Annotated in this window: 20 protein-coding genes and 2 pseudogenes; 8 read left to right on the top strand and 14 right to left on the bottom strand. The window is 47.5% G+C overall.

Features of this window, described 5'->3' with window-relative positions:
- Nucleotides 1-393: 393 nt before the first annotated feature.
- The 3 genes and pseudogenes from JOC27_RS13665 to gerQ form a co-directional block, all read left to right on the top strand.
- Nucleotides 394-534: pseudogene (locus tag JOC27_RS13665) on the top strand (transposase); the annotation flags it as partial.
- A 317-nt stretch (nucleotides 535-851) separates the two neighbouring features.
- Nucleotides 852-1,274, top strand: coding sequence for a cell wall hydrolase (locus JOC27_RS09495; RefSeq protein ID WP_205007061.1), 423 nt, complete (start codon nucleotides 852-854; stop codon nucleotides 1,272-1,274).
- 69 nt (nucleotides 1,275-1,343) lie between these two features.
- Complete coding sequence (gene gerQ / locus JOC27_RS09500; protein ID WP_239530236.1) at nucleotides 1,344-1,910, top strand: spore coat protein GerQ; 567 nt, start codon at nucleotides 1,344-1,346, stop codon at nucleotides 1,908-1,910.
- Nucleotides 1,911-2,000: 90 nt separating this feature from the next.
- On the opposite strand, the gene JOC27_RS09505 is transcribed toward gerQ, so the two are convergent.
- Entirely contained in the window at nucleotides 2,001-2,375 is a 375-nt protein-coding gene (locus tag JOC27_RS09505) for a DUF423 domain-containing protein (RefSeq protein ID WP_205007062.1), read from the bottom strand.
- Between the two features lie 339 nt (nucleotides 2,376-2,714).
- On the opposite strand from JOC27_RS09505, the gene scfA reads away from it, so the two are divergent.
- Both scfA and scfB read left to right on the top strand, forming a co-directional pair.
- Complete coding sequence (gene scfA / locus JOC27_RS09510; protein WP_205007063.1) at nucleotides 2,715-2,864, top strand: six-cysteine ranthipeptide SCIFF; 150 nt, start codon at nucleotides 2,715-2,717, stop codon at nucleotides 2,862-2,864.
- Nucleotides 2,865-2,991: 127 nt separating this feature from the next.
- Nucleotides 2,992-4,386: a thioether cross-link-forming SCIFF peptide maturase gene (gene scfB, locus JOC27_RS09515; RefSeq protein WP_205007064.1), complete on the top strand. Its 1,395-nt coding sequence runs from the start codon at nucleotides 2,992-2,994 to the stop codon at nucleotides 4,384-4,386.
- A gap of 241 nt (nucleotides 4,387-4,627) precedes the next feature.
- Here the strand turns inward: scfB and JOC27_RS09520 are convergent, their stop codons facing one another.
- On the bottom strand, nucleotides 4,628-5,842 hold the full coding sequence (locus JOC27_RS09520) for an MFS transporter (protein WP_205007065.1): 1,215 nt from the start codon (nucleotides 5,840-5,842) through the stop codon (nucleotides 4,628-4,630).
- 130 nt (nucleotides 5,843-5,972) lie between these two features.
- Between JOC27_RS09520 and JOC27_RS09525 the strand changes: the two genes are divergently transcribed.
- Nucleotides 5,973-6,353, top strand: a complete 381-nt coding sequence (locus JOC27_RS09525) for a winged helix-turn-helix transcriptional regulator (protein ID WP_338062801.1) — start codon at nucleotides 5,973-5,975, stop codon at nucleotides 6,351-6,353.
- Between the two features lie 233 nt (nucleotides 6,354-6,586).
- On the opposite strand, the pseudogene JOC27_RS09530 reads toward JOC27_RS09525, so the two are convergent.
- Nucleotides 6,587-7,465 (bottom strand): annotated as a pseudogene (locus JOC27_RS09530) (NAD(P)-dependent oxidoreductase); the annotation flags it as partial.
- A gap of 61 nt (nucleotides 7,466-7,526) precedes the next feature.
- A complete protein-coding gene (locus tag JOC27_RS09535; protein WP_205007066.1) occupies nucleotides 7,527-8,786 on the bottom strand; it encodes a glycosyl hydrolase family 18 protein in 1,260 nt (419 codons plus the stop codon).
- 511 nt (nucleotides 8,787-9,297) lie between these two features.
- On the opposite strand from JOC27_RS09535, the gene JOC27_RS09540 reads away from it, so the two are divergent.
- A complete protein-coding gene (locus JOC27_RS09540; protein WP_205007067.1) occupies nucleotides 9,298-10,500 on the top strand; it encodes an aminotransferase class I/II-fold pyridoxal phosphate-dependent enzyme in 1,203 nt (400 codons plus the stop codon).
- Between the two features lie 16 nt (nucleotides 10,501-10,516).
- Here the strand turns inward: JOC27_RS09540 and JOC27_RS09545 are convergent, their stop codons facing one another.
- The 4 genes from JOC27_RS09545 to JOC27_RS09560 are packed head-to-tail and all read right to left on the bottom strand — an operon-like array spanning nucleotide 10,517 to nucleotide 12,581.
- Complete coding sequence (locus tag JOC27_RS09545; RefSeq protein WP_205007068.1) at nucleotides 10,517-10,672, bottom strand: hypothetical protein; 156 nt, start codon at nucleotides 10,670-10,672, stop codon at nucleotides 10,517-10,519.
- Nucleotides 10,673-10,683: 11 nt separating this feature from the next.
- Nucleotides 10,684-11,337 carry an ABC-2 transporter permease gene (locus JOC27_RS09550; protein WP_205007069.1) on the bottom strand — a complete coding sequence of 218 codons (654 nt, stop codon included), beginning with the start codon at nucleotides 11,335-11,337 and terminating at the stop codon, nucleotides 10,684-10,686.
- A complete protein-coding gene (locus JOC27_RS09555; protein ID WP_205007070.1) occupies nucleotides 11,334-12,203 on the bottom strand; it encodes an ABC transporter ATP-binding protein in 870 nt (289 codons plus the stop codon). The genes JOC27_RS09550 and JOC27_RS09555 overlap by 4 nt, the downstream gene beginning before the upstream one ends.
- A gap of 3 nt (nucleotides 12,204-12,206) precedes the next feature.
- Nucleotides 12,207-12,581 carry a GntR family transcriptional regulator gene (locus JOC27_RS09560; protein WP_205007071.1) on the bottom strand — a complete coding sequence of 125 codons (375 nt, stop codon included), beginning with the start codon at nucleotides 12,579-12,581 and terminating at the stop codon, nucleotides 12,207-12,209.
- 137 nt (nucleotides 12,582-12,718) lie between these two features.
- On the opposite strand from JOC27_RS09560, the gene JOC27_RS09565 reads away from it, so the two are divergent.
- On the top strand, nucleotides 12,719-13,171 hold the full coding sequence (locus JOC27_RS09565; RefSeq protein ID WP_205007072.1) for a reverse transcriptase-like protein: 453 nt from the start codon (nucleotides 12,719-12,721) through the stop codon (nucleotides 13,169-13,171).
- 286 nt (nucleotides 13,172-13,457) lie between these two features.
- Here JOC27_RS09565 and JOC27_RS09570 read toward each other — a convergent pair whose 3' ends face one another.
- The 6 genes from JOC27_RS09570 to JOC27_RS09600 form a co-directional block, all read right to left on the bottom strand.
- Nucleotides 13,458-13,787, bottom strand: coding sequence for a DUF1516 family protein (locus JOC27_RS09570; RefSeq protein WP_205007073.1), 330 nt, complete (start codon nucleotides 13,785-13,787; stop codon nucleotides 13,458-13,460).
- A 79-nt stretch (nucleotides 13,788-13,866) separates the two neighbouring features.
- Nucleotides 13,867-15,666, bottom strand: a complete 1,800-nt coding sequence (gene recQ, locus JOC27_RS09575) for a DNA helicase RecQ (RefSeq protein ID WP_205007074.1) — start codon at nucleotides 15,664-15,666, stop codon at nucleotides 13,867-13,869.
- 450 nt (nucleotides 15,667-16,116) lie between these two features.
- A complete protein-coding gene (locus JOC27_RS09580) occupies nucleotides 16,117-16,752 on the bottom strand; it encodes a VTT domain-containing protein (RefSeq protein WP_205007075.1) in 636 nt (211 codons plus the stop codon).
- A gap of 403 nt (nucleotides 16,753-17,155) precedes the next feature.
- Nucleotides 17,156-17,875, bottom strand: coding sequence for a cytochrome b5 domain-containing protein (locus JOC27_RS13455; protein ID WP_239530235.1), 720 nt, complete (start codon nucleotides 17,873-17,875; stop codon nucleotides 17,156-17,158).
- Between the two features lie 13 nt (nucleotides 17,876-17,888).
- Nucleotides 17,889-19,244: a ferredoxin reductase family protein gene (locus tag JOC27_RS09595; protein WP_205007076.1), complete on the bottom strand. Its 1,356-nt coding sequence runs from the start codon at nucleotides 19,242-19,244 to the stop codon at nucleotides 17,889-17,891.
- 171 nt (nucleotides 19,245-19,415) lie between these two features.
- The gene (locus JOC27_RS09600) at nucleotides 19,416-20,102 is read right to left on the bottom strand and encodes a VIT1/CCC1 transporter family protein (RefSeq protein ID WP_205007077.1); all 687 of its coding nucleotides are present in this window, start codon (nucleotides 20,100-20,102) and stop codon (nucleotides 19,416-19,418) included.
- Between the last annotated feature and the right edge of the window lie 191 nt (nucleotides 20,103-20,293).

Here is a 20,293-nt window from a genome sequence, read left to right on the forward strand (position 1 = left end):
CTCGATTTGGTGCGACTCTCAAAATCCGGTGCGACTTTCCTTGATTTAGGAGCGACTATTTCAGGATTCGGTCTAACTTTCTCGGTTCGGTCTAACTTTTCCCCGATTCGGTCTAACTTTTCCTTGCTTCGGCCTAACTTTTTCACGGTTCGGTCTAACTTTTCCCCGATTCGGTCTAACTTTCTCGGTTCGGTCTAACTTTTCCCCGATTCGGTCTAACTTTCTCGAGGTTCGGCCTTACTTTTCGCAGGTTCGGCCTAACTCTCACGGTTCGGCCTAACTTTCTCAAGGTTCGGTCTAACTTTCTCGAGGTTCGGCCTTACTTTTCGCAGGTTCGGCCTAACATTCACGGTAACGCATTAAAGGGACGGATTGACTACCGCAACGACCTTGACACTGAAAACGCGTGTTGGAAAACTCAATCTGAACGTTCCGCGACTGCGGAACGACCATTTTTCAACGGATCTTTTTTAATGCTATCAACGTAGTGAACTAGCACTTGACCTGGCCCTTGTGGAAATGGTTATAAACGGTTGATCCAAGCGCCACATCTGAGCTCTTTCCAATGCTTTTCGATCGTTGGCTTCCACTTTGAGCAATTTCAGCTTGGTTTTGAACCTTTCCCACTAGTTTCGAGCGCTCGCTTTTGTTTCGAGTACTTACCCAACTTTTGCGTGCTTTCTGTCTGGTTTCAGACGCTAAATTTCACTTCAAACGCTTCGGTTGATTTTTTAGCATCCGCCAAATATAGATTATTTCATCTCTTGTCATCTTTTCCGATCCGTGGCATAGGTTTAGTGTATCGAACGCTTATGGCTGATTTTGTTGTGGAAAAGGGAGGCGGCTCATTCATGCCAGCCGTGCAATTTACAAACAGTGACGTGTCGCTATTAGCTCGATTGATGCGTGCTGAAGCTGAAGGTGACGGGCAGCTCGGCATGCTGCTTGTCGGAAACGTCGGCGTCAATCGTGTGCTTGGAAACTGTCTCGATTTTGATAATATCCGCTCGATCTCACAAATGGTTTTTCAGAGTCCGGGGGGCTTTGAAGCCACGCAGAAGGGCTATTTCTACCAGGCCGCGCGTTCGCAGGATAAGCGGTTGGCCCGGCGTGCACTTAGTGGTGAACGCTTTAATCCGGCAACCAATGCGCTCTGGTTCTTTCAGCCGTCCGGCGCCTGTCCCGCCCAGTGGTTCAATCAGTGGAATTCGGGGCGTTTTAAAGCGCATTGTTTCTTTCAACCGACTCCGGCGAATTGTCCAAATGTTTTTTAAACACTGCGCCTTATCAGATATTTTTTCTGTTTGCCTGGAAAATAAAATCAAGGAGTGATTTTTGTGAGTATGCAGAATCCACCGGAAAACTGGCCGTACGGTGCTACATTTTCCGGCGACCAAGCGGAACAAGCACGCCAGATGCAAACACCGGCAACAAGTGCTTCAGCGCCGTTTCAAAGTCAATTCGCGCAGCCTATCGGCAGTGGTGCAGCGCCGGCCCAGCCTCTCCCTTATATATTTCCATCCTATTCAACCACACCGCCAGCGACTGCCCCGACTCCAGCTGCTCAAATGCCAGGCCAAATACCCGCCCAAATGCCGGTTCAAATGCCGGTTCAAATGCCATCACCTGTAGCCCCCCCGCTGCCGCTTGTTGAACAATCTTATATGGAAAATATTCTGCGACTGAATCTCGGCAAAACAGCGTCTGTCTATTGCACTTTTGAGGGAAATACAGAGTGGAATGCTAAGGTGTTCACTGGATCAGTTGAAGCAGCCGGACGCGACCACGTGATCATCAAGGACTCCGGATCAGAGACACGTTTTCTGATTCCAATGATCTTCGTTAACTACATTACTTTTACCGGACCGATGGAATACAGTTATCCTTTCGCACCACCAACACAGCGATAAGCCTGCATTCCTTTTTATCCAGGTATACTCAACACCCCCTCCGTCAATTAGCGAGGGGGTGTGTGTGTTGTGGCAATCTTCGCCTCGTCTTCAACTCTTGACGACGGCGGCAATGACACATGCCCAGGCGGCCAGAAAAGCGACACCACCAAAGGGGGTAATCGCGCCAAGCCAGTTTATCCGGGTGATGCTAAGCACGTATAAACTACCTGAAAACAGAACTACTCCTGCGATCAGCAACATCGCAGCGGTTTGCAGGAGCCCAGTCTGCGCGCGGCACACGGTCAAGGCAAGCAAACCAATTAGCATCAGGCCAAGGCTGTGGAACATCTGATACTGCACGCCTGTCTGATAAATGGTCAGATAATGTTCACCGATACGCTCTTTCAGCACATGTGCGCCAAACGCGCCCAGTGCCACTGATAAGAATGCAAGTGCGGCGCCAATCACAATAAAATTTTTCATAGACACGCCTTCTCTCAATCATGAGATTTGTTGATTCACTCCATGCTACCGCTTACGAACAATGCGGCCAGACAAAGGGAAGCCCAAACGGCTCGTGAAAAGTGATAATCCCCACTGAATGGTTAACAAAACGATAGCATTTCGGATGCACCTCGATCAATGGGCAGGTGCCCGCGTTCCTGTTCCAAGTGTACCATGATCTAGCCAGAAAACGTCGCAAAATGTTTGATACGTGTTACAAATGTTACTTACAAGATTTTCCCACCTTGCTAGAATCAATTTGATTATTCATTTTGTCCACTTAATATCTGTGAAAATAGCGAAAAGAGGTTTTGCAAAATGAGAAGAATCATCAGCCTGAATACGCTGGATCTGCGGGAAACAGCGAAACACGGCGGACATGGCGAATGCCAGACATCCTGCCAGTCTGCTTGCAAGACATCCTGTGGTGTTGCCAATCAAGATTGTGCAGCTCCTGCTGAACGATAAGCATGGCAGGCCATCGACCGCCCAGCTGATTCTCAGATGGGCGGTTATTTTTTGGAATAAACGCATTTATTTTTTTTGCAAACGGTGATCTTATCTGATTTTCCAATAAAGGAGTGCAATACCCCAAATGATCCATCAATATAAATTGAACGGCTACAATATCGTCATCGACACGTACAGCGGTGCCGTTCATGTTGTCGACGATCTTGCCTACGACATGATCGCATTATTTGAAGAAAAATCCGAAGCCCAAATTCATGCGGCTATGGCGGAACAGCATCCGGAAATTTCCGAAGCGGATATTCAAGAAACCTATAATGCTATTCGCAAGCTGAAAGAAGACAAGCAGCTTTTCACCGAAGACAGTTTCAAAGATTTGTCGTTCAATTTGAAGAAACGCAAAACCTACCTCAAGGCGCTCTGCTTGAATGTCGCGCATACATGCAATCTGACCTGCGATTATTGCTTCGCGAGCCAGGGCAAATACCACGGCGAACGCGCATTGATGAGCGAAGAAGTCGGCAAGCGCGCGATCGATTTTCTGATTGAGAACAGCGGCTTTCACCGCAATCTTGATGTCGACTTTTTCGGCGGCGAGCCGCTGATGAACTGGAAAGTCGTTAAGAAAATCGTTGCTTATGCTCGCGGCAAAGAAGCAGCATCCAAGAAAAATTTTCGTTTTACGCTGACAACAAACGGGCTGTTACTCAATGACGAAGTGATCGATTTTCTGAACAAGGAAATGCATAATGTTGTCCTCAGTCTCGATGGTCGCAAAGAAGTGCATGATCGGCTCCGGAAAACAATCAACGGGAAAGGAAGCTACGACTATATCGTGCCGAAATTCCAGAAATTCGTCCAAAAGCGTGGCGACAAGGAATACTATATTCGCGGTACCTACACCCACAATAATGTCGATTTCACCAATGATATTTTCCACATGGCTGACCTTGGCTTCGATCGGCTGTCGATGGAGCCGGTGATTACCGATCCAAAGGAACCGTATGCACTGACAAACGAGGACTTACCGGAAATTTACCATCAGTATGAAATTCTGGCGAAGGAAATGCTACGCCGCAACGCTGAAGGAAATGGCTTCATTTTCTACCATTACATGCTCAATCTATCGGAAGGCCCCTGCATCCAGAAGCGAATTTCCGGCTGCGGTTCTGGCACGGAGTATCTAGCAGTTACGCCGACGGGTGAGCTCTTCCCTTGCCATCAATTTGTCGGCGATGCCTCGAGCAGCTTGGGCAATGTTTGGGACGGTCTGAAAAACACCGAACTGCAGGAACAGTTCAAGGAAAGCAATTGCTATTCAAAGCCGGAATGTCAGGATTGCTGGGCGAAACTGTACTGCAGCGGCGGTTGCCCGGCCAACTCCTATCATGTGACGGGGTCGATCAACGGCAATTATCCGTTCAGCTGTGATGTGTTCCGCAAACGGATCGAATGTGCCATGATGATTAAGGTTGCGGAATCGATGCACGAATTAGAAAAATCCGATCAAGTCGTGCAGTAAATAGATCTTCATGATCACAAAATCTTCGCCGGCTATGCGGCGAAGATTTTTTTATGACCTTGTTAAAATCTTTATGGTCAATAGCCATGTGTTCGCTTGCCCCGGGCGCTACCCTCGAGCCTCCTTGAGCAGGCAAAAATCTGCGAGGCCCGTCTAGCACGCTGTTCCTGCAGGTGTCTTACACATTGTCTTTTTCGGGAAAATCAACATTAAAATTTAACAATGCCTTTTTCAATGGCAGTTAACAGTCAATATTCTGCCGACACAAGCTTGTCCCGCTCCTCCATTCAGTGACCAACCAGAAAAATACAATAAAGGCCGCGAGAAGCACCATCATTGATCCAAAAATAGGGGTATACGCAAGTCCCATTTGAGCAGTAATTCTTCCGCCAAGTTCAGAACCCAGTGCAATGCCAATATTAAAGGCTGAGATATTCAATGCGGAAGCCATCGGGATTGCTCCCGGCGTATATCTTTCCGCCAACTGTACCGCGTAGAGCTGTAAGCCGGGGACATTCATAAAAGCAAATAGCCCCATTAGCAAAACCATGATCATCCCCAAAATATGGCTGTTGATAAATATGAAAATGCCGAAGATGCTTGCTGCAAGTGCCAGAAACATGAAGAAAAGCGAGAACAGCGGCCGATTATTCGACAGATGTCCACCCAATGTATTGCCAATGGCAACAGCAATTCCGTAGACAACGAGCAGAATGACAATCGCACGCGCCGAATAGCCCATAAATCGGCTTAATATCGGGGATACATACGTGTAGCTAACAAAAGTTCCCCCGTAGCCAAGAGCCGTGATAATCAGAATCAGGAGAAGGCGGAAATTGCTGAGCACCTTTGCGATATCCTTCAGAGAAATCGGTGCTGCTTTTGAAAGATTTCCGGGAACCAAAAAGATATTTGCAATTAAAGCCAGAACGCCGATCAGAACAATGAACAAAAATGTCATTCGCCATTGCGTCATTTGGCCAATGAATGTGCCAAGCGGGACTCCGGTCACCGTAGCGACCGTTAGCCCGGTAAACATGATTGCGATTGCACTCGCCCGTTTATTCGGTGCCACAACATCGGCTGCAATGACTGATGCAACAGACATGAATACACCGTGAGCTAGTGCTGAAATAACTCGTCCGGAAAGCAGCACAGGAAAGGACGGCGAAACAGCCGCCAACAGGTTCCCGCCGATAAACAGCAGCATCACAAATAAGAGGACTGCCTTTCTTGATAATCGAGCGGTCAATACCGTTAACAAGGGCGCACCGATTGTAACACCCAAAGCATACATCGACACAGTGAGACTGGCGCTACTTAACGATATGCCGAAGTCTTTGACTATTAAAGGCAGGAGACCGACGCTGATAAATTCCGTAGAACCAATTCCAAATGCACTGATCGCCAGAGCAAGCAACGTCAACCGAGAATGAATTTGATAAACCTTATGCATTTAAATCGTAACCTCTTTACTTTCTTTTAATAATGTATAGTATTATTTATACTGTTCTTTTAAACAAGTAGATACTTTTTTGTTATATAGGTACCTTTTGGTTACATATAGAGTTAAAGGGGTGTTTATCGTGGTTAAAAAAATCTATAATATCGGCGTAGAAGCGACACTCGAGGTCATTGGTGGAAAATGGAAAACAGTCATCCTCTGCCATCTGCGGACAGGGGCCAAGCGAACAGGCGAGTTAAAACGATTAATTCCGGAAATCTCGCAAAAAATGTTGACCAAACAATTGCGGGAACTGGAACAATCTGGAGTAATCGATCGAAAGGTTTATAATCAGATTCCGCCAAAAGTAGAATATTCTTTGAATAATTACGGCGAGAGCTTGTCTTTAATTTTGAATAAGCTGTGTTTATGGGGGGAGCATCACGTCGATTATCTGGAAAAGGAGGGCAAGGATGTCGCGCTTTTGCGGCGGGAGAGCAGCAAAATGAAAGAAAGGGATTGACTGTGCGGTTCATTTGAATGATTATGCCGCTTCGGCTGCTCGCTTGCCGCGGGCGCCGCGCGTCTCCTCAGACAAGCGAGAATCTGCGGGGCTCACTTGGCTCGCCTTCCCCGCAAGGCGCCAGCGCCCTCGTTGCATTTTTGTGTGAAAAACTTTCTTATCTCTCAAAAAAAGAAAAATCCTCCTTATTCGGGGGCTACTGCCCTGACCGTCTAAGGAGGCTGATGCTGCGTTTATTGATATTTCTTAAAAATCGCCTGGGTGCCGCTATTGGCTTCACCTTTTTCAGCAAGTGCATCATAGATTTGTTTGGAAAGCGCAAGACCTGGCGTCTCGAGTCCCATTTGTTTCGCTGAATCAAGCGCAATTCCCTCGTCTTTGATCAAATGCTTGATATAAAACCCGGGCTCAAAATCGCCTTTCAACATTCGGCGGCCAAGATTGGTGAGCGACCAGCTACCTGCCGCGCCGGTTTCAATGCTTTCCATTACTTTATCAGTATCCAGTCCTGCATGCTGCGCATAAGCCAGCGCTTCAGCAACGCCAATCATGTTCGAGGCAATGGCAATCTGGTTGGCCATCTTCGTATGCTGACCGGAACCGGCCTTGCCTTGATAGACAATCTTTTGACCGATTGCTTCAAAAACCGGCAGCAACGCTTTTGCGTCCGCTGCATCACCGCCGATCATAATCGACAGTGTCCCGTTCTTTGCCCCGATATCGCCACCGGACACTGGCGCATCCAATGCATGTAAACCTTTTTCACGCGCCGCTTGGTAAATCTTTTCCGCCAGCTGCGGCGATGAAGTTGTCATATCAATCAGAAATGCACCGCTTGTCGCGTGTTCCAGAATGCCGTTGTCAAAATAGACAGCTTCCACATCCTTCGGATAGCCAACCATTGTGATCACGACATCCGCGCCGGTCGCAGCTTCCGCCGGACTATCCTTCCAAACGGCCCCTTCAGCAAACAACGCTTCAGCCCTGCTTTTGGTTCGATTATAAACTTGCAATATAAAACCATGTTTCATCAAATTACGGATCATGCCTTGCCCCATCACGCCTGTACCGATAAATCCAATTTTTTGCTTTACCACCCGTATCCCCCGCTTTCTGCTTTTACGATAGCATGATAGCGGTACTTTTTCACGTCAGAAGCAAGTTCAGTTCAGCTCAGACTTTACGAATTTGAAAATAATGGGTGAACACCCATGGATATTGCGGCATCGCATAATTGATCTGCCACGTACCAATCCCGCCAAGCCCGCTGCGAACAACAATCCGTGATTTCGCGAACAAGCTACGCACGTCTTCAAACCAGACGACATGGTTCCGACCGCTGTCATCCGTATAATAGAAATAGGCTGCTTGATCGGGTTCGGAGAAATGAATCGGCACTTGCTCGCTCATTGCCAAGTTAATTGCCGCTTGACTTGTGATCGCCCGCCCTGGAACAGAAGAATTATAAGGGATCACCCAATCATAGCCGTAAAAGGGCGTTCCCATAATGATCTTCGACCGATCCATTAAACGGGCTGCGTAGTTGACGGTCGCCTGGACATCGACAAGCGGTGCAGTCGGTCCTGGTTCGCTGCCCGCGTGGTGGAAATCATAGGCCATGATGAAAAACTGATCAACGATCGCGCCAATCGCTGCATAATCATAGCCACGGACCCAAGGCACTGTATCATTGGACTTGGCTGGGACAGCGATACTGAGATTGAGCCCAGCGGCCTGGGTCCGCGCCTTCAGCACACGCAGAAATTCAGTAAAAGCATCACGGTCTGAGGCGAGCACGCCTTCAAAATCAATATTGATGCCGCCGTATCCCCTGGAAACCGCGCGATTAATCATATTGTTAATCAGCGCTGTTTGCGCGTCCGGTGTATTGACAATATGCTGAACCAAAGCGGCGTTAAAGCCGCTTGCCGTCAAGTTGGTGACCGTCATAATCGGCGTCACGCGCCCGCGCCAGGCGGCGAGAATCGCGGCACTGTCGTCAAGCGGGCTCAGATCGCCGTTCCAGTTAAAATGAGTTTCAAAAGTGCCAATATACGTTAAGTATGGCGCGTTGTCCGAGATAACCGCCTGATCCAGCTGTGGCGTCCGTAGCTGCGAGTAGCTGAAATGCGTGGCCGGTCGCGTCGGGTTCGCCGGTAAATTTATTTTCATCCCCGGTTGCAAATTTTCCGGATCTTTACCTGGATTGGCCTTCAACAAAGCATCTAGCGATACGTGCGCAGCCCGGGAGATCGTCCAGAAGCTGTCTCCCGGCTGAATCGTATACACGTTGCTCGTAATGAGCAGCGCCTGGCCGCGAACAATATTCGTTGCCGTCAATCCATTAACCAATCGCAATGTATCCACGGGGACATTGAATTTTTGGCTGACACCGAACAGCGAGTCCCCGGTTTTTACAATATATACAAACATTTTTTCACCCTCTCCGTCCGAAATACCGCTTGCGGACGACGCTTTTCACCTTCTCTGAAAGGACTATCCGGCGGGTCGGCTGGCTTAATCCGTTCAACTAGGCGTTTCACTCTATCTTATTCAGTCGCCGCCGCGGTGTGACTCATCGCAAGTCAGGCAGTTTAGGGGCGCGATCAGTTTTGATGCTAGTGCCTGCTTCGCCGATTTAACGAACACTTGCTATCTGGGCACCTTCCCCACGAACTCCGAATAGAATGATTCTGAAATGTTCTCTTCTTTTGCGACTCCCAATCATTTTCTAGCCATCCGGCACTTCGAGGAATCACTTTTGTTGCTCCGCTTCCCGCTTATTAAAGTCTGCTTCTAGTGGTTCGTTGGCGTGAGCGCACTGCGCGCCTGCTCGAACAATCAAGTTCTGCAAGACTCCTGAACGCGTTACCTTTTTGGTCAGGAAAAAACAAAATTTAAGGTGAATAGAGCCTATTTTTTTTTAGAAAAGGAGGATTATTCGATGACTGATTTCATTTCATCGAATCTGCTGCGCGGCATGCCCGGAAATTTTTTCACAAAAATTGATCGAAAAATTGACGCCTACACTGCCAAGGGCATTGATTTAATTCGATTACAGACGGGCAGTCCCGACCAGCCGACACCGGAGACGCTTGTACGCGCCCTGAATCATGCGGCAAAACAAATGGAGAATCAGGGCTATCCCCCGTGCGGCGGCAAATCCAATCTAAGACAGGCGATTGCTGAATTTTATCACCGAACGTACGGCGTCACGCTCGATCCGGAGACAGAAGTGACGATATTTGCTGGCGCAACCGTGGCTATTGCTGCGTTGCCTCAAGTTCTGCTCAACCCAGGTGATGTGATGCTGACCGCTGATCCTGGCTATCCGATGTATTTTATCTGTCCGCTGCTGGCTCGGGCTTCGGTTTACGGCATACCGGTCGACGCAGCCGATGCTTTTTTGCCTGATTATGCGACAATTCCCGCGAATGTATTGAATAAGGCTAGAATGCTGATGCTGAATTACCCGAATAATCCAACTGGCGCTGTCGCAACGAAAAAATTCTTTGCCGATACAGTCGCTTTTGCAAAGAAACATGCGATTCCCGTTGTTCATGACTTTGCCTATGCCGCTTTCGGATTCGACGGCAGGATTCCGCTTAGTTTCCTACAAACGCCTGGAGCAAAACAACAGGGCATTGAGATTGGCACATTCTCAAAAACCTATAATATGGCGGGCTGGCGTCTTGGGTTCGCTGCTGGCAATGCGTCAATAATTCAAGCGTTCAGCAAATACCACGATCTCGCGCATAGCGATGTATTCGGCGCGGTACAAGACGCTGGGGTTCAGGCGCTGCTCGGCTCTCAGGAATACGTGCGCCATCTCCAAACTTTGTACCAGCGACGCCGCCATGTGCTCGTCTCCAGTTTGCGCGCGATCGGTTGGGATGTTGCCGCGCCAAAAGGTTCCTTTTTCGGATGGTTCCGCGTGCCGGATGGCTTCACTTCGGAATCGTTTGCACAAGTGCTGCTTGATGAAGCCCACGTGGCGATGGCTCCGGGCAGCGGCTTCGGTCCGCATGGCAGTGGTTATGTGCGCTGTAGCCTGCTTGAGCCGGAAGCACGTCTGCGCGAAGCGGCCGCTCGCATTGAGGCAACCGGCATTCTAAAACGCTTTGATTCGATCAAAAACAAGGCCTGACCCGGCCTTGTTCTTGTTATTTCTTCTTTTTTAACTGCAACGCTTGCACGAAGAAAACAATCGCGCAGAAATAAAATAAAAATGCGAAAGTCACATGACTGATTGTCTGCACGATGCCAATCACAAGAAAAAGCACCGTCATCAGAAAATAAAAGCCCGGTTTGTGTTTCATCTTAGAGCCTCCTAAAAATCTTTCGCTTGATAAAGGTATTGAGAGACAGCATATGAAATGGCTGTGATCACAAAAGCGCTCACTAGGCAGAAAATCAACGGATGCTGAAAGATAAGTGCGATCTCTTTGGTCTGGTTCGCGAATTTAATTAATTTGCCCAAACCAAATGAGAAGCCAAAAAAGAGAAAAACGCCTGTCATTTGCGCCGCCTTCCAGCCGAATTGATAAGCAACCGGATAGGCAACTGAGCTAAAAATATAAGTTAGGCAGAGCGAAGCAAGCAGAATCCTGCCGTCAAAAAGAGGTTGTGCTTGCCGCAATAGAATGCGCGCCACCAAGCCATATAATATGAGAAAACTCGCATAGGCCGCTAGCCACCAAACAATAATCATCATGTATTTAGCAGTGACGATTTTCCGCCTGCTGACCGGCAGCCCCAGCAGTAGCCAATTTTGATTCTGCTCTGTGCCATCTGCTGAGAAATTCGAAAAAAGCACCATCATATAGCCGATAAACGCAATCGCCAAACTGAATCCCATAACATAGAGTACAGGCGACCGGTTCAGATCTTTCTCCGCCTCGAAAAGGAAAAGAATGAGGAACAGTGGAGCGATCAACGCCGTTTTCCGCTGTGTCAGTATGTCTTTGCGCATCAATTGAATCATTTTACCTGACCCCTTCCTGTTTTACCCAGGTAGTACATAATGTCTTCGAGTGTCGGCCGTTCAAGCGCCAGATCAGCAGCATGAAGTGTTCGGGCGCTTACCGATTCAGCAAAAGACTCGAAACCGAAAGCCGTCTGTTTCATAGCAATCGGTGTTATTGCCTGAACCGCCGTCATCGAAGCTTTCGGCCCGCGAATCAGAACATAGCGTTCGAGCAGCTGATCGGTTTCTTCACTGAGCATGATCTCCCCATTGTGGATGAAGGTGATATAATCCGCTACTTTTTCGAGATCGGCTGTCAGGTGGGTTGAGAAAAAAATCGCCTTGTTTTCGTCCTGTATCACATCAAGTAAACTATCGAGGAGCTCCTTGCGAAAAATCGGATCGAGGCCTGATGTCGGTTCATCCATAATAATCAGTTCTGCGTGATGCGAAAGCGCGACAGCCAGTGCCAGCTTCATCTTCGTTCCTTTTGAGAGATCTTTGACTTTCTTATCAAGCGGCAGATCGAATCTTTCACAATAGTTCCGAAATGCGGCTTGATCCCAATTTTTATAAAAAGGTGCGATGACGCGTGCATTGCCAGCAACCGTTAGTGCACTGAAAAAGACGTCTTGATCAAAAACAAATCCGATTCGCTGTTTCAACGCCTGCAGATTGCCGTTGGCCTTTTCACCGAATAAAAAGATTTCCCCACTGTTCGGATGGATGAGGTCAAGGATGCAGCGGATCGTCGTGCTCTTGCCGGCACCATTGGCACCGATAAAACCCATAATGAAGCCTTTCTTCAAGCTAAAGCTGACGTCTTTCAGCGCAAAACCTTTAAAGGTCTTGCAGACATGGTTCAATTCCATAATTGTTTCCATTCCCTACCCCTCCTCATAAAAGTGGCGAACAAGAGCCAACACCTCTTCCAATTCCATGCCCGCTCTCCTGATTTGCGCGATGGTCTGACGCAATTCCTCCGTAACCACCGCCTGTTGCTGGCGCTGTAATTCGGTACGATCGCGGCGCGAAACAAATGTGCCTTTTCCAGGAACTGTGTCGATATAGCCTTCATTCTCAAGTTCCTCATACGCACGTTTTGTCGTAATCACACTGATCCCGAGCGCTTTCGCCAGACCGCGAATCGACGGGAGCTGCTGGCCTTCTGAAAGCGTGCCGCAGAGAATCTGGTCGGCCATCTGATTTTTAATCTGCTGATAAATCGGTTGATCCGCATTATTTCTCAAAACAATATCCATGTACAACACTCGTTTCTGTTCTTACTGTACATATTCAATATATACAGTTAAGTATCAAGATGTCAAGAGACTTCACTTCTACGGAATAAGGGACAGGGCTTACGCAATAGAATCTAAATTGAGAGGCGGTGAAAGGATTGGGAACCATCGAAGTTTATACGGATGCTTCTTCCCGTTATCATCAGTGCCGGAGGCGGGCGCGTCATCCGGTATTCCCTTCTTCAATCGGTATCATCATAAAAGAAAATCAGCAAATTATCGACGGTATGGCGCTGAAAGTTGGGTATCAGAACTCGAATTATGCTGAGTTTCTGTCCCTGTACCTCGCCTGTCGTCATTTGAAAGCGCAGGGTGTCACACAAGTCTGCTGCTATGCGGACAGCATGAACCTCGTCTGCATGATTCACCAGCGAAAAATCAGCGATAAAGCGGAACTGAAAAAACTATCGGAAAAACTGCTTACGCTTATTGAAACCTTTGAAGAATTTTCAGTGACCTGGATCCCGCGCCGGTTCAATCGAGCTGCTCATGGCATGGCTGCCAAGGCTTTCCGCCGCGCCAAAGCGGTTTCGAATCAATTGGACGCTTAGATTCCTAGGCGTGAACTGGGAGTCGGTACAAGCGTTTTATCCTTTCGACGGCTTGCGTTCGCGCTTTGGAGAAAAATGCTCCAACTCCGCTCGAATCAGCCTATTTTCGGTTTAGATAAACCAAACTATGCCTAGTCTTTATTTTGCAACAAATGCGCTTCGGCTGCTCACTTTTCCTGGAAGGCGCCAGAGCGCCTTCGCTCCATTTTTTGTGCAAAATATTATACATTCTTATCATTTTAAAAAAGAGCCTTACCAAAATGGCAAGGCTCCTTTTTCTGCCTGATTAAATAACTCGATAACCAATCAACAGCACGAATACAAAGACGATTGCAGCGATCACAAGAAAAGGTACAAATGATTTCTGTTTGCCGCGACGTGCAAGCGTCATCTCCATTAACCCGATCAGCAAAATGGCGAGGATGCCCTTTAGCATTAGCATCGGTGGAAATTGTTTAAAAGTAAGTAAAATAGCGCCGCTAAGAATCATAATCAGATAAGATAGGCGAAGAATCATGTTCCAGGCCTTTTGTTTTGGCAGAGCGACTGATATCAAGAAAAATAAAATCATAACCGGCCAAACGAAAGCGTGCACGTGTGCTAAAATTTCTCGCATGAATCAATCCTCCAAACCATTCACATTCAACATTCTTTTTTACTATAAACCATTCTTGTGAACGACACATGAATGGCGCTCAATCTTCTTTCGCAGCAGCGGTTTCGCTGCTATCCTTCTCATAGGCGGCGATTGCTTCCATAAACGCTTGACCGTATTTCTCAAGTTTCTGCTGCCCGACGCCTTTAATCATTAGAAAATCTCGGTCGGTCTGTGGCAGTTGCGCACTCATTTCGCGCAGCGACTGATCCGAGAAAATGATATAAGGCGGCACGTACTCCTTCTGAGCCAATTCCTTGCGAATCTTTTTCAAAGTCTCAAATAATTGATTATGCACTTCAAGCTGGACGGCGCGCACCTTCCCTTTTTTGAAGACTTTCGTCTCGCCTTTAAGCACCGGAACGGCTCGCTCCGTCAACTTGAGCACCGGATAAGCGCCGCCCTGCTGCGTTAAATAACCTTCAGCGGTTAGAAAATCAATCAGTTCGCTGATTTGGCGCTGCGGCTGCTCTTTCATAATGCCGTAGGTCGAGACGCGATCAAGCTTGAAACTGAGTACCTTCTGATCGGACGCTCCCGCCAATACTTTGGTGACCATTGTTTTTCCATACCGCTCATGCAGACGACGAACGCAAGACAGAATCTTCTGCGCGGTTTCACTGATATCGCTCTTGCCGCGCGTATCCAGACAATTTCCGCAATGCCCACAAGACACCGCTTCACGCGCGCCAAAATAGCGCAGAATATAGCTTTGCAAACAGGTCTCTGTATGACAATAGCCAATCATCTGTTCCAGTTTTCGGTACTCTTCGCCTTTCAGGGCATCATCCATTTCAGACTGATCGATAAAAAATTTCTGCAAACGAATATCCTGAGGCGAAAAAAGCAAGATGCAATCACTTTTCCCGCCGTCACGTCCAGCACGACCGGCTTCCTGATAGTAAGCCTCAATATTGCGCGGCATATTATAGTGGATCACGTAGCGGACGTTGCTTTTGTTAATCCCCATGCCGAAAGCATTTGTCGCAACGAGCACGGACAAATCATCATAAAGAAAATGTTCCTGATTCGCCGCGCGCGCTTCTTCAGACATGCCCGCATGATATTTTCCCGCCGCAAAACCCTCTTTTTGCAGCGCATCATGCAATCGATCCACTTCCTTGCGCGTCGCTGCGTAAATGATCCCTGGCTGATCGCGGTTTGCTTTCAGGTAGTCACGCAGAAAACGCGCCGGATTCTGACCGCTGACGACTTGGAAAAATAAATTATCGCGGGCAAATCCCGTAGCAACCACATGGTCTTGCGGAATACCAAGCAACCGGCAAATGTCTTCAGTGACCCGTGGCGTCGCCGTCGCGGTCAAAGCCGTGACGACCGGTCGTTTGGGGAACTGGTCAATCATCGTCGCAATCTGCCGGTAACTGGGACGGAAATCATGCCCCCATTGCGAAATACAATGGGCTTCATCGACAGCAACCAAATCCACGTCCATTTGCTCCAACGTATGCATGAATCCTGGCAATTCCAGGCGTTCCGGCGCGATATAGACGAGTTTGTAGCGGCCTTGACGCGCGCCGCTCAGTCGAATGCCGCTTTCCTGAAAGGTCAGTGAACTATTGATGTATGTCGCTGGAATCCCGCTGTTCGTCAATGCGTCTACTTGATCCTTCATCAGTGCGATCAGCGGTGAAATCACAAGCGTCACGCCGCGTCCCAGCAGAGCCGGGATTTGGTAGCAAAGCGATTTACCGCCACCGGTCGGCATTATGCCAAGCGTATCCCGTCCAGACAAGATCTGATCGATGATTTGCTGCTGACCCGGACGAAATGCGTCATAGCCGAAATATTGTTTTAAAATTTGTTGCGCCGCAGCTTCCATCCGTCAATCACCTTTCAAACAACGCTTGCTCTATCTTCTATTTTAGCATGGATACGTCCAGTGTAGATATAATTGCCATATAGATGAATCGAGGTTTAGCTTTCGTGAGAAAAACTTGGCATGGCCAAGTCCCTTTTTAACAATGGCGCTTCGGCTGCTCGCTTGCCGCGGGCGCACCGCGAGCCTCCTCAAGCAGGCTAGAATCTGCGAGGCCCGTCTGGCACGCTGTTCCCGCAAGGCGCCAGAGCACCTTCGCTCCATTCATACGCAAAGGCCATGCTGCAGTTTTATACCTCGGCCGATTACATGGCCTACTCTGCTGATAACTCGCGCTACTCGTTGATTGACCGGCACTTTATTCTTAAAAAAACAGCGAGCTATCTGCTTTTCGCAGCACTCGCTTCCTTTAATCATGATTTTATTGTCACTGCCAATTCACGTGGGCAGATTTTAACTTTTTTTCTTATAAGAAGGGATAATGGTGAGCGAAATGAGTAGTAAACCGATAGAACAGGCGACTATTACCAAAAAATAGTCGCTAATGATTGTTTGGCTGCCAAGGAAAAACCCAAGGAGTAGGTCGATTGTTGTCCAAACGATGCCAGATGCAATATTGTAGCACATGAATGTACGACCGTCCATTTGACTGAGACCTGCAGCAAAGGGGATCAAAGAACGGAGCACGGGAATAAATCTAGCGAGAAAAATGAACACACCACCGCGTCCATTAAAAAAGCGTTGCAGCATTTGTAATCTCTCGTCGGTCAACAGATTCTGAAACAAGTGATAGTAGGACGATGTGCGTCCCAGTTCTCTGCCCATCCAGTAATTCAAGGCATCGCCGAGGATAGCTGCTAGGGCTGTTATCGCGAGCAACCAGCCCATACTGATCCCCAATTCAGCATGAGCCGTCAGTGCACCGACTGCGAGAAGCAGTGAATCTCCTTTTAAAAATGGAAAAATGATTAAGCCCATTTCAATCAAAACAAAGAGAAAGAGGATGCCATAAGCCCATGTCCCATTATGTCTAATCATGGCAGCAAGGATTTTATCGCTATGCAATAGCACATCTATTAAACCTGTCATCTTTTTCATCGCCCCAGCCGAATCTTCTTTAGCCGTTCATTTCACCTGTTTCATTATAATTTTAGGCTTTGTTCTTTAAGGGGTCATTGATTTTCAATGAGGTCTTGATGAGTATTTTCTCATGATTTGCAGACATGCATTTAGAAAGATTTGGCATAACCAAGTCTATTTTTGCAAAAATTATACTACGGCTGCTCGCTTGCCGCGGGCGCCGCGCGTCTCCTCAGACAAGCTAGAATCTGCGAGGCCCGTCTGGCACGCTGTTCCCGCAAGGCCCAGAGCGCCGTCGCTGCATTTTCCGTGCGAAATCATATACAACCTTTACGTACGAAAAAGGGTGTCTCAAAATTCAACCAACTTTTCAGACACCCTTCGTTTTCTTATTCAGTTTTCAGATCGCTCATTATTTCAGATAGCCGATGATGCTCACTCCAGCAAGCACGGAGGTCCCATGCGGCGAGTTCTGAATCGCCTGCGTTAGATCTTGCCCGGCTTCAATGCCATGGTGGAAGCCGTTATGCCAACCATTTGCATGGGTCACATCGTACACCTTGCCGCTAATCGCTACATAAGCAGGCTGTCCATTTTGGCCATTATACTTCTTTAATTCGCTCAAAGTGAAGGCGCGCCCAGACTGTTGGCTGCTCGATGATCCTTGCGTTGCAGATGAGCCGCTACTGTTACTACTACTGCTACCGCTGCTTGTCGCCGTTTGTTTCGTTGTTTTCTGACCACTTGGCGTCGCTTTTGTCGTGTTGGTTTGTATCAACTGTCCCACAATCGGAACCGCTGAGAGAACCGATGTTCCATGCGGCGACTGAACGATTGCCTGTGTGAGATCCTGCCCGGATGGAATGCCGTGATGCTGCCCATTTTTCCAGTCAGGCGCGTGTGTCACATCGTATACTTTTCCGTTTACAGCAATGTAAGCAGGCTGTCCGTTTTTCCCGTTATAATGGCTTAATTGAGCGGGCGTAAACGTGCGGTTCGAATTCAGATGTTTAGCAAGGGTTTCCGTATGCACAACTTTTTTTGCTGTGTCCTGGACCACTGATGCCGTACAACCGGTAAGCGCGAGGCTCAACATCAGGATCGGGACCATCATGTATTTTTTTATACTCATGGCTTGCTTCCCCTTACATTGAGAAATTTTCAAAATGAATGCGTTTTTTATTCACATCAAGATCGCGTAAACTGTCGATCACGGAATCCATCATTCGCGTCGGACCGCAAATGATGAAATGCGCGTGCCTTGATTGGTATCGATGGTGTGCGAGTAAACGGGCCAATTTCTCATAAGTGATACGTCCCTTTTCACCGTTGAAATTCTTGTCACGCGATAGAATTGGAATAAAGGTAAAGTTCGGCATGTATCGCGCCAAGGCAGCCAATTGATTCTGAAAAATCAATTCAGCTCTTGTCGGCACATTCCAAAGCAGGATGACCCGACGTTTTGGATCTTTGTGTCTTAGATCTTTCAATATGCTGATCATCGGCGTGATGCCGATGCCACCAGCGATTAAGACCAATTCGGAACGGGTGCGATGCACACTATTGCCGAGAACGCCATAGGGCCCGTCAATGATTGCCGAGGCGTTTGTGGTGAGAGCCGGTATCTTGCTTGTATAATCACCGACCGATTTAATCGTGACAGAAAGTGTCGAACGATCATTCGGATCGGATGTAATCGAAAATGGATGTTCTTCAGAGGAGATTCCGTCAGCCAACAAGCGGATGAAAACAAATTGCCCCGCTTTATATTTCGGCGAACGCATTCTCCGTTTCAAGACAAGCGTATGAACATTCGGCGATTCCTCACGAACCTCGACAACGCGGTACGGACTCAGTTTTTCCAAGCTAATTCTCACGCGTTTATGATAAACATAGTAGGCAAACGCAATCGCAAAATAAATCGTGTAAATGCCGCAAATCCATATATTTTTCTGATAGAAAGCACTGAGTATAAACACATGAAGAAACACCAAAAGGATTGCCAGGATATTAAAGTTGTGAATCAAGATGCTTAAATTAAAGTCAACAATTCTTTTCTTCTCAAGAAACTGGCGAATCGCTGCAAGAAAAGGGATATGACGAATCAGCATACCTGTCATGAAAAACAAGGACAACCCTGCCAAGCCGACAAAAATCACAAAAGCATAATTACCTAGATTGCTAATCAGCGGAATAAAGTCTCTCCAAATGGCATCTTCAAGCTGTTTGTGAAAAAAGGAAAGGACAATTGCGCCGATCGCTGTCAGGGCATGGAAACGGTAGAATTGATTCAAACCAAAATACTTTTCAATAAACTTTGGTCGCGCGCTAATCACTAATTCAGCCATCAGCCAGGTATAGGCAGCTGCTCCGAGAACCATCGGCAGAAGCCCTTTCATCGTCCCATATGCCGTTGGATTGGCGAGAAAAGTGATCGCAATGGCCGGCAGCGGGCTTAATAAATAGCCAAGCAAAATGACTGGTCTCATGATTTTGTCCATTGTCTTTGATCCTCCAAAATGATGCTGTCTCAATTTGCGTTTTACATGGTTTAATTGTAGTGTGCAAAGTTTAATAAATCATTAATCGTAAATGAGAATTATCACATAAATGCACCATTCATATGGACTTATCAATAATTATTTTTGAACAATAGCTTCATAAGCGCTCTTTTAAATAAAGTGACCGACTGTATAAGTGAGCGCCATAATCAAAAGACCGACAACGACATTTCGGATGATCGCCGGAAGCTTTGGCGCACCGCCTAAGGCCGCACTGATATAGCCTGTCGCTATCAGCGCGAGAAACACAGAAACACCTGTAAATAAGACACGTGTGGCCGGCGGCATCAGCACAATAGCGAGAACCGGAAGAATGGCGCCGATAGCAAAAGAAAGCATGGATGAAAAAGCCGCGTGCCAAGGATTTATGAAATCGTCCGGATTGACACCGAGTTCAGCCTGCGCATGGGCACGGATCGCATCTTTTTTCATTAATTCATCAGCCACTTTGATTGAGAGTTCTTCGGAAAGCCCATTGCCTCTATATATACTGGCCAACTCATTGCGTTCCCCTTCATAGTCATCGTGGAGTCTGAGTTTTTCCGCTTGAACAACAGCCTTTTCTGTGTCTTTTTGCGTGCTTACTGAAACATACTCGCCGCCGCCCATTGAGAACGCACCGGCAATGATTCCTGCGAGACCCGATATTAGCAATGTACGTGTATCGGTTGTTGCACCTGCAACACCCAGTACAAGGCCCGCCGTCGACATGATCCCATCGTTTGCTCCGAGAACGCCTGCGCGCAAAACATTTAATTTCTGATTGATTCGTTCCGTGCCATTTTCATTTTGAGACATCGCGTAACCCTTCCTTTTTTTCTATTTATCGCAAATATAATTGAGAATGACAATCAATTTCGAAGTCCTTAAAACGCAATATGCTGCCTTCCAAAGGGAAGACAGCATATTGGACATTTTTAATTATTATTATTTTATAATGAATTCAGCTATTCGTCTATCATTTGTTCAGAAAAACTTGGCATAGCCAA

The organism is Sporolactobacillus spathodeae (genome assembly GCF_016908935.1).
Taxonomy (GTDB): Bacteria; Bacillota; Bacilli; order Bacillales; family Sporolactobacillaceae; genus Sporolactobacillus; species Sporolactobacillus spathodeae.

Excerpts from the sequence above, each read along its gene's own strand:
- JOC27_RS09495 (WP_205007061.1), top strand. The coding sequence starts at position 852 with ATGCCAGCCGTGCAATTTACAAACAGTGACGTGTCGCTATTAGCTCGA.
- JOC27_RS09555 (WP_205007070.1), bottom strand. The coding sequence starts at position 12,203 with ATGGAAACAATTATGGAATTGAACCATGTCTGCAAGACCTTTAAAGGT.
- JOC27_RS09560 (WP_205007071.1), bottom strand. The coding sequence starts at position 12,581 with ATGGATATTGTTTTGAGAAATAATGCGGATCAACCGATTTATCAGCAG.
- JOC27_RS09520 (WP_205007065.1), bottom strand. The coding sequence starts at position 5,842 with ATGCATAAGGTTTATCAAATTCATTCTCGGTTGACGTTGCTTGCTCTG.
- recQ (WP_205007074.1), bottom strand. The coding sequence starts at position 15,666 with ATGGAAGCTGCGGCGCAACAAATTTTAAAACAATATTTCGGCTATGAC.
- JOC27_RS09505 (WP_205007062.1), bottom strand. The coding sequence starts at position 2,375 with ATGAAAAATTTTATTGTGATTGGCGCCGCACTTGCATTCTTATCAGTG.
- JOC27_RS09535 (WP_205007066.1), bottom strand. The coding sequence starts at position 8,786 with ATGTTTGTATATATTGTAAAAACCGGGGACTCGCTGTTCGGTGTCAGC.
- scfB (WP_205007064.1), top strand. The coding sequence starts at position 2,992 with ATGATCCATCAATATAAATTGAACGGCTACAATATCGTCATCGACACG.
- JOC27_RS09570 (WP_205007073.1), bottom strand. The coding sequence starts at position 13,787 with ATGCGAGAAATTTTAGCACACGTGCACGCTTTCGTTTGGCCGGTTATG.
- JOC27_RS09580 (WP_205007075.1), bottom strand. The coding sequence starts at position 16,752 with ATGACAGGTTTAATAGATGTGCTATTGCATAGCGATAAAATCCTTGCT.
- JOC27_RS09545 (WP_205007068.1), bottom strand. The coding sequence starts at position 10,672 with ATGAAACACAAACCGGGCTTTTATTTTCTGATGACGGTGCTTTTTCTT.
- JOC27_RS09600 (WP_205007077.1), bottom strand. The coding sequence starts at position 20,102 with ATGTCTCAAAATGAAAATGGCACGGAACGAATCAATCAGAAATTAAAT.
- JOC27_RS09540 (WP_205007067.1), top strand. The coding sequence starts at position 9,298 with ATGACTGATTTCATTTCATCGAATCTGCTGCGCGGCATGCCCGGAAAT.
- scfA (WP_205007063.1), top strand. The coding sequence starts at position 2,715 with ATGAGAAGAATCATCAGCCTGAATACGCTGGATCTGCGGGAAACAGCG.
- gerQ (WP_239530236.1), top strand. The coding sequence starts at position 1,344 with ATGCAGAATCCACCGGAAAACTGGCCGTACGGTGCTACATTTTCCGGC.
- JOC27_RS09595 (WP_205007076.1), bottom strand. The coding sequence starts at position 19,244 with ATGGACAAAATCATGAGACCAGTCATTTTGCTTGGCTATTTATTAAGC.
- JOC27_RS09550 (WP_205007069.1), bottom strand. The coding sequence starts at position 11,337 with ATGATTCAATTGATGCGCAAAGACATACTGACACAGCGGAAAACGGCG.
- JOC27_RS13455 (WP_239530235.1), bottom strand. The coding sequence starts at position 17,875 with ATGAGTATAAAAAAATACATGATGGTCCCGATCCTGATGTTGAGCCTC.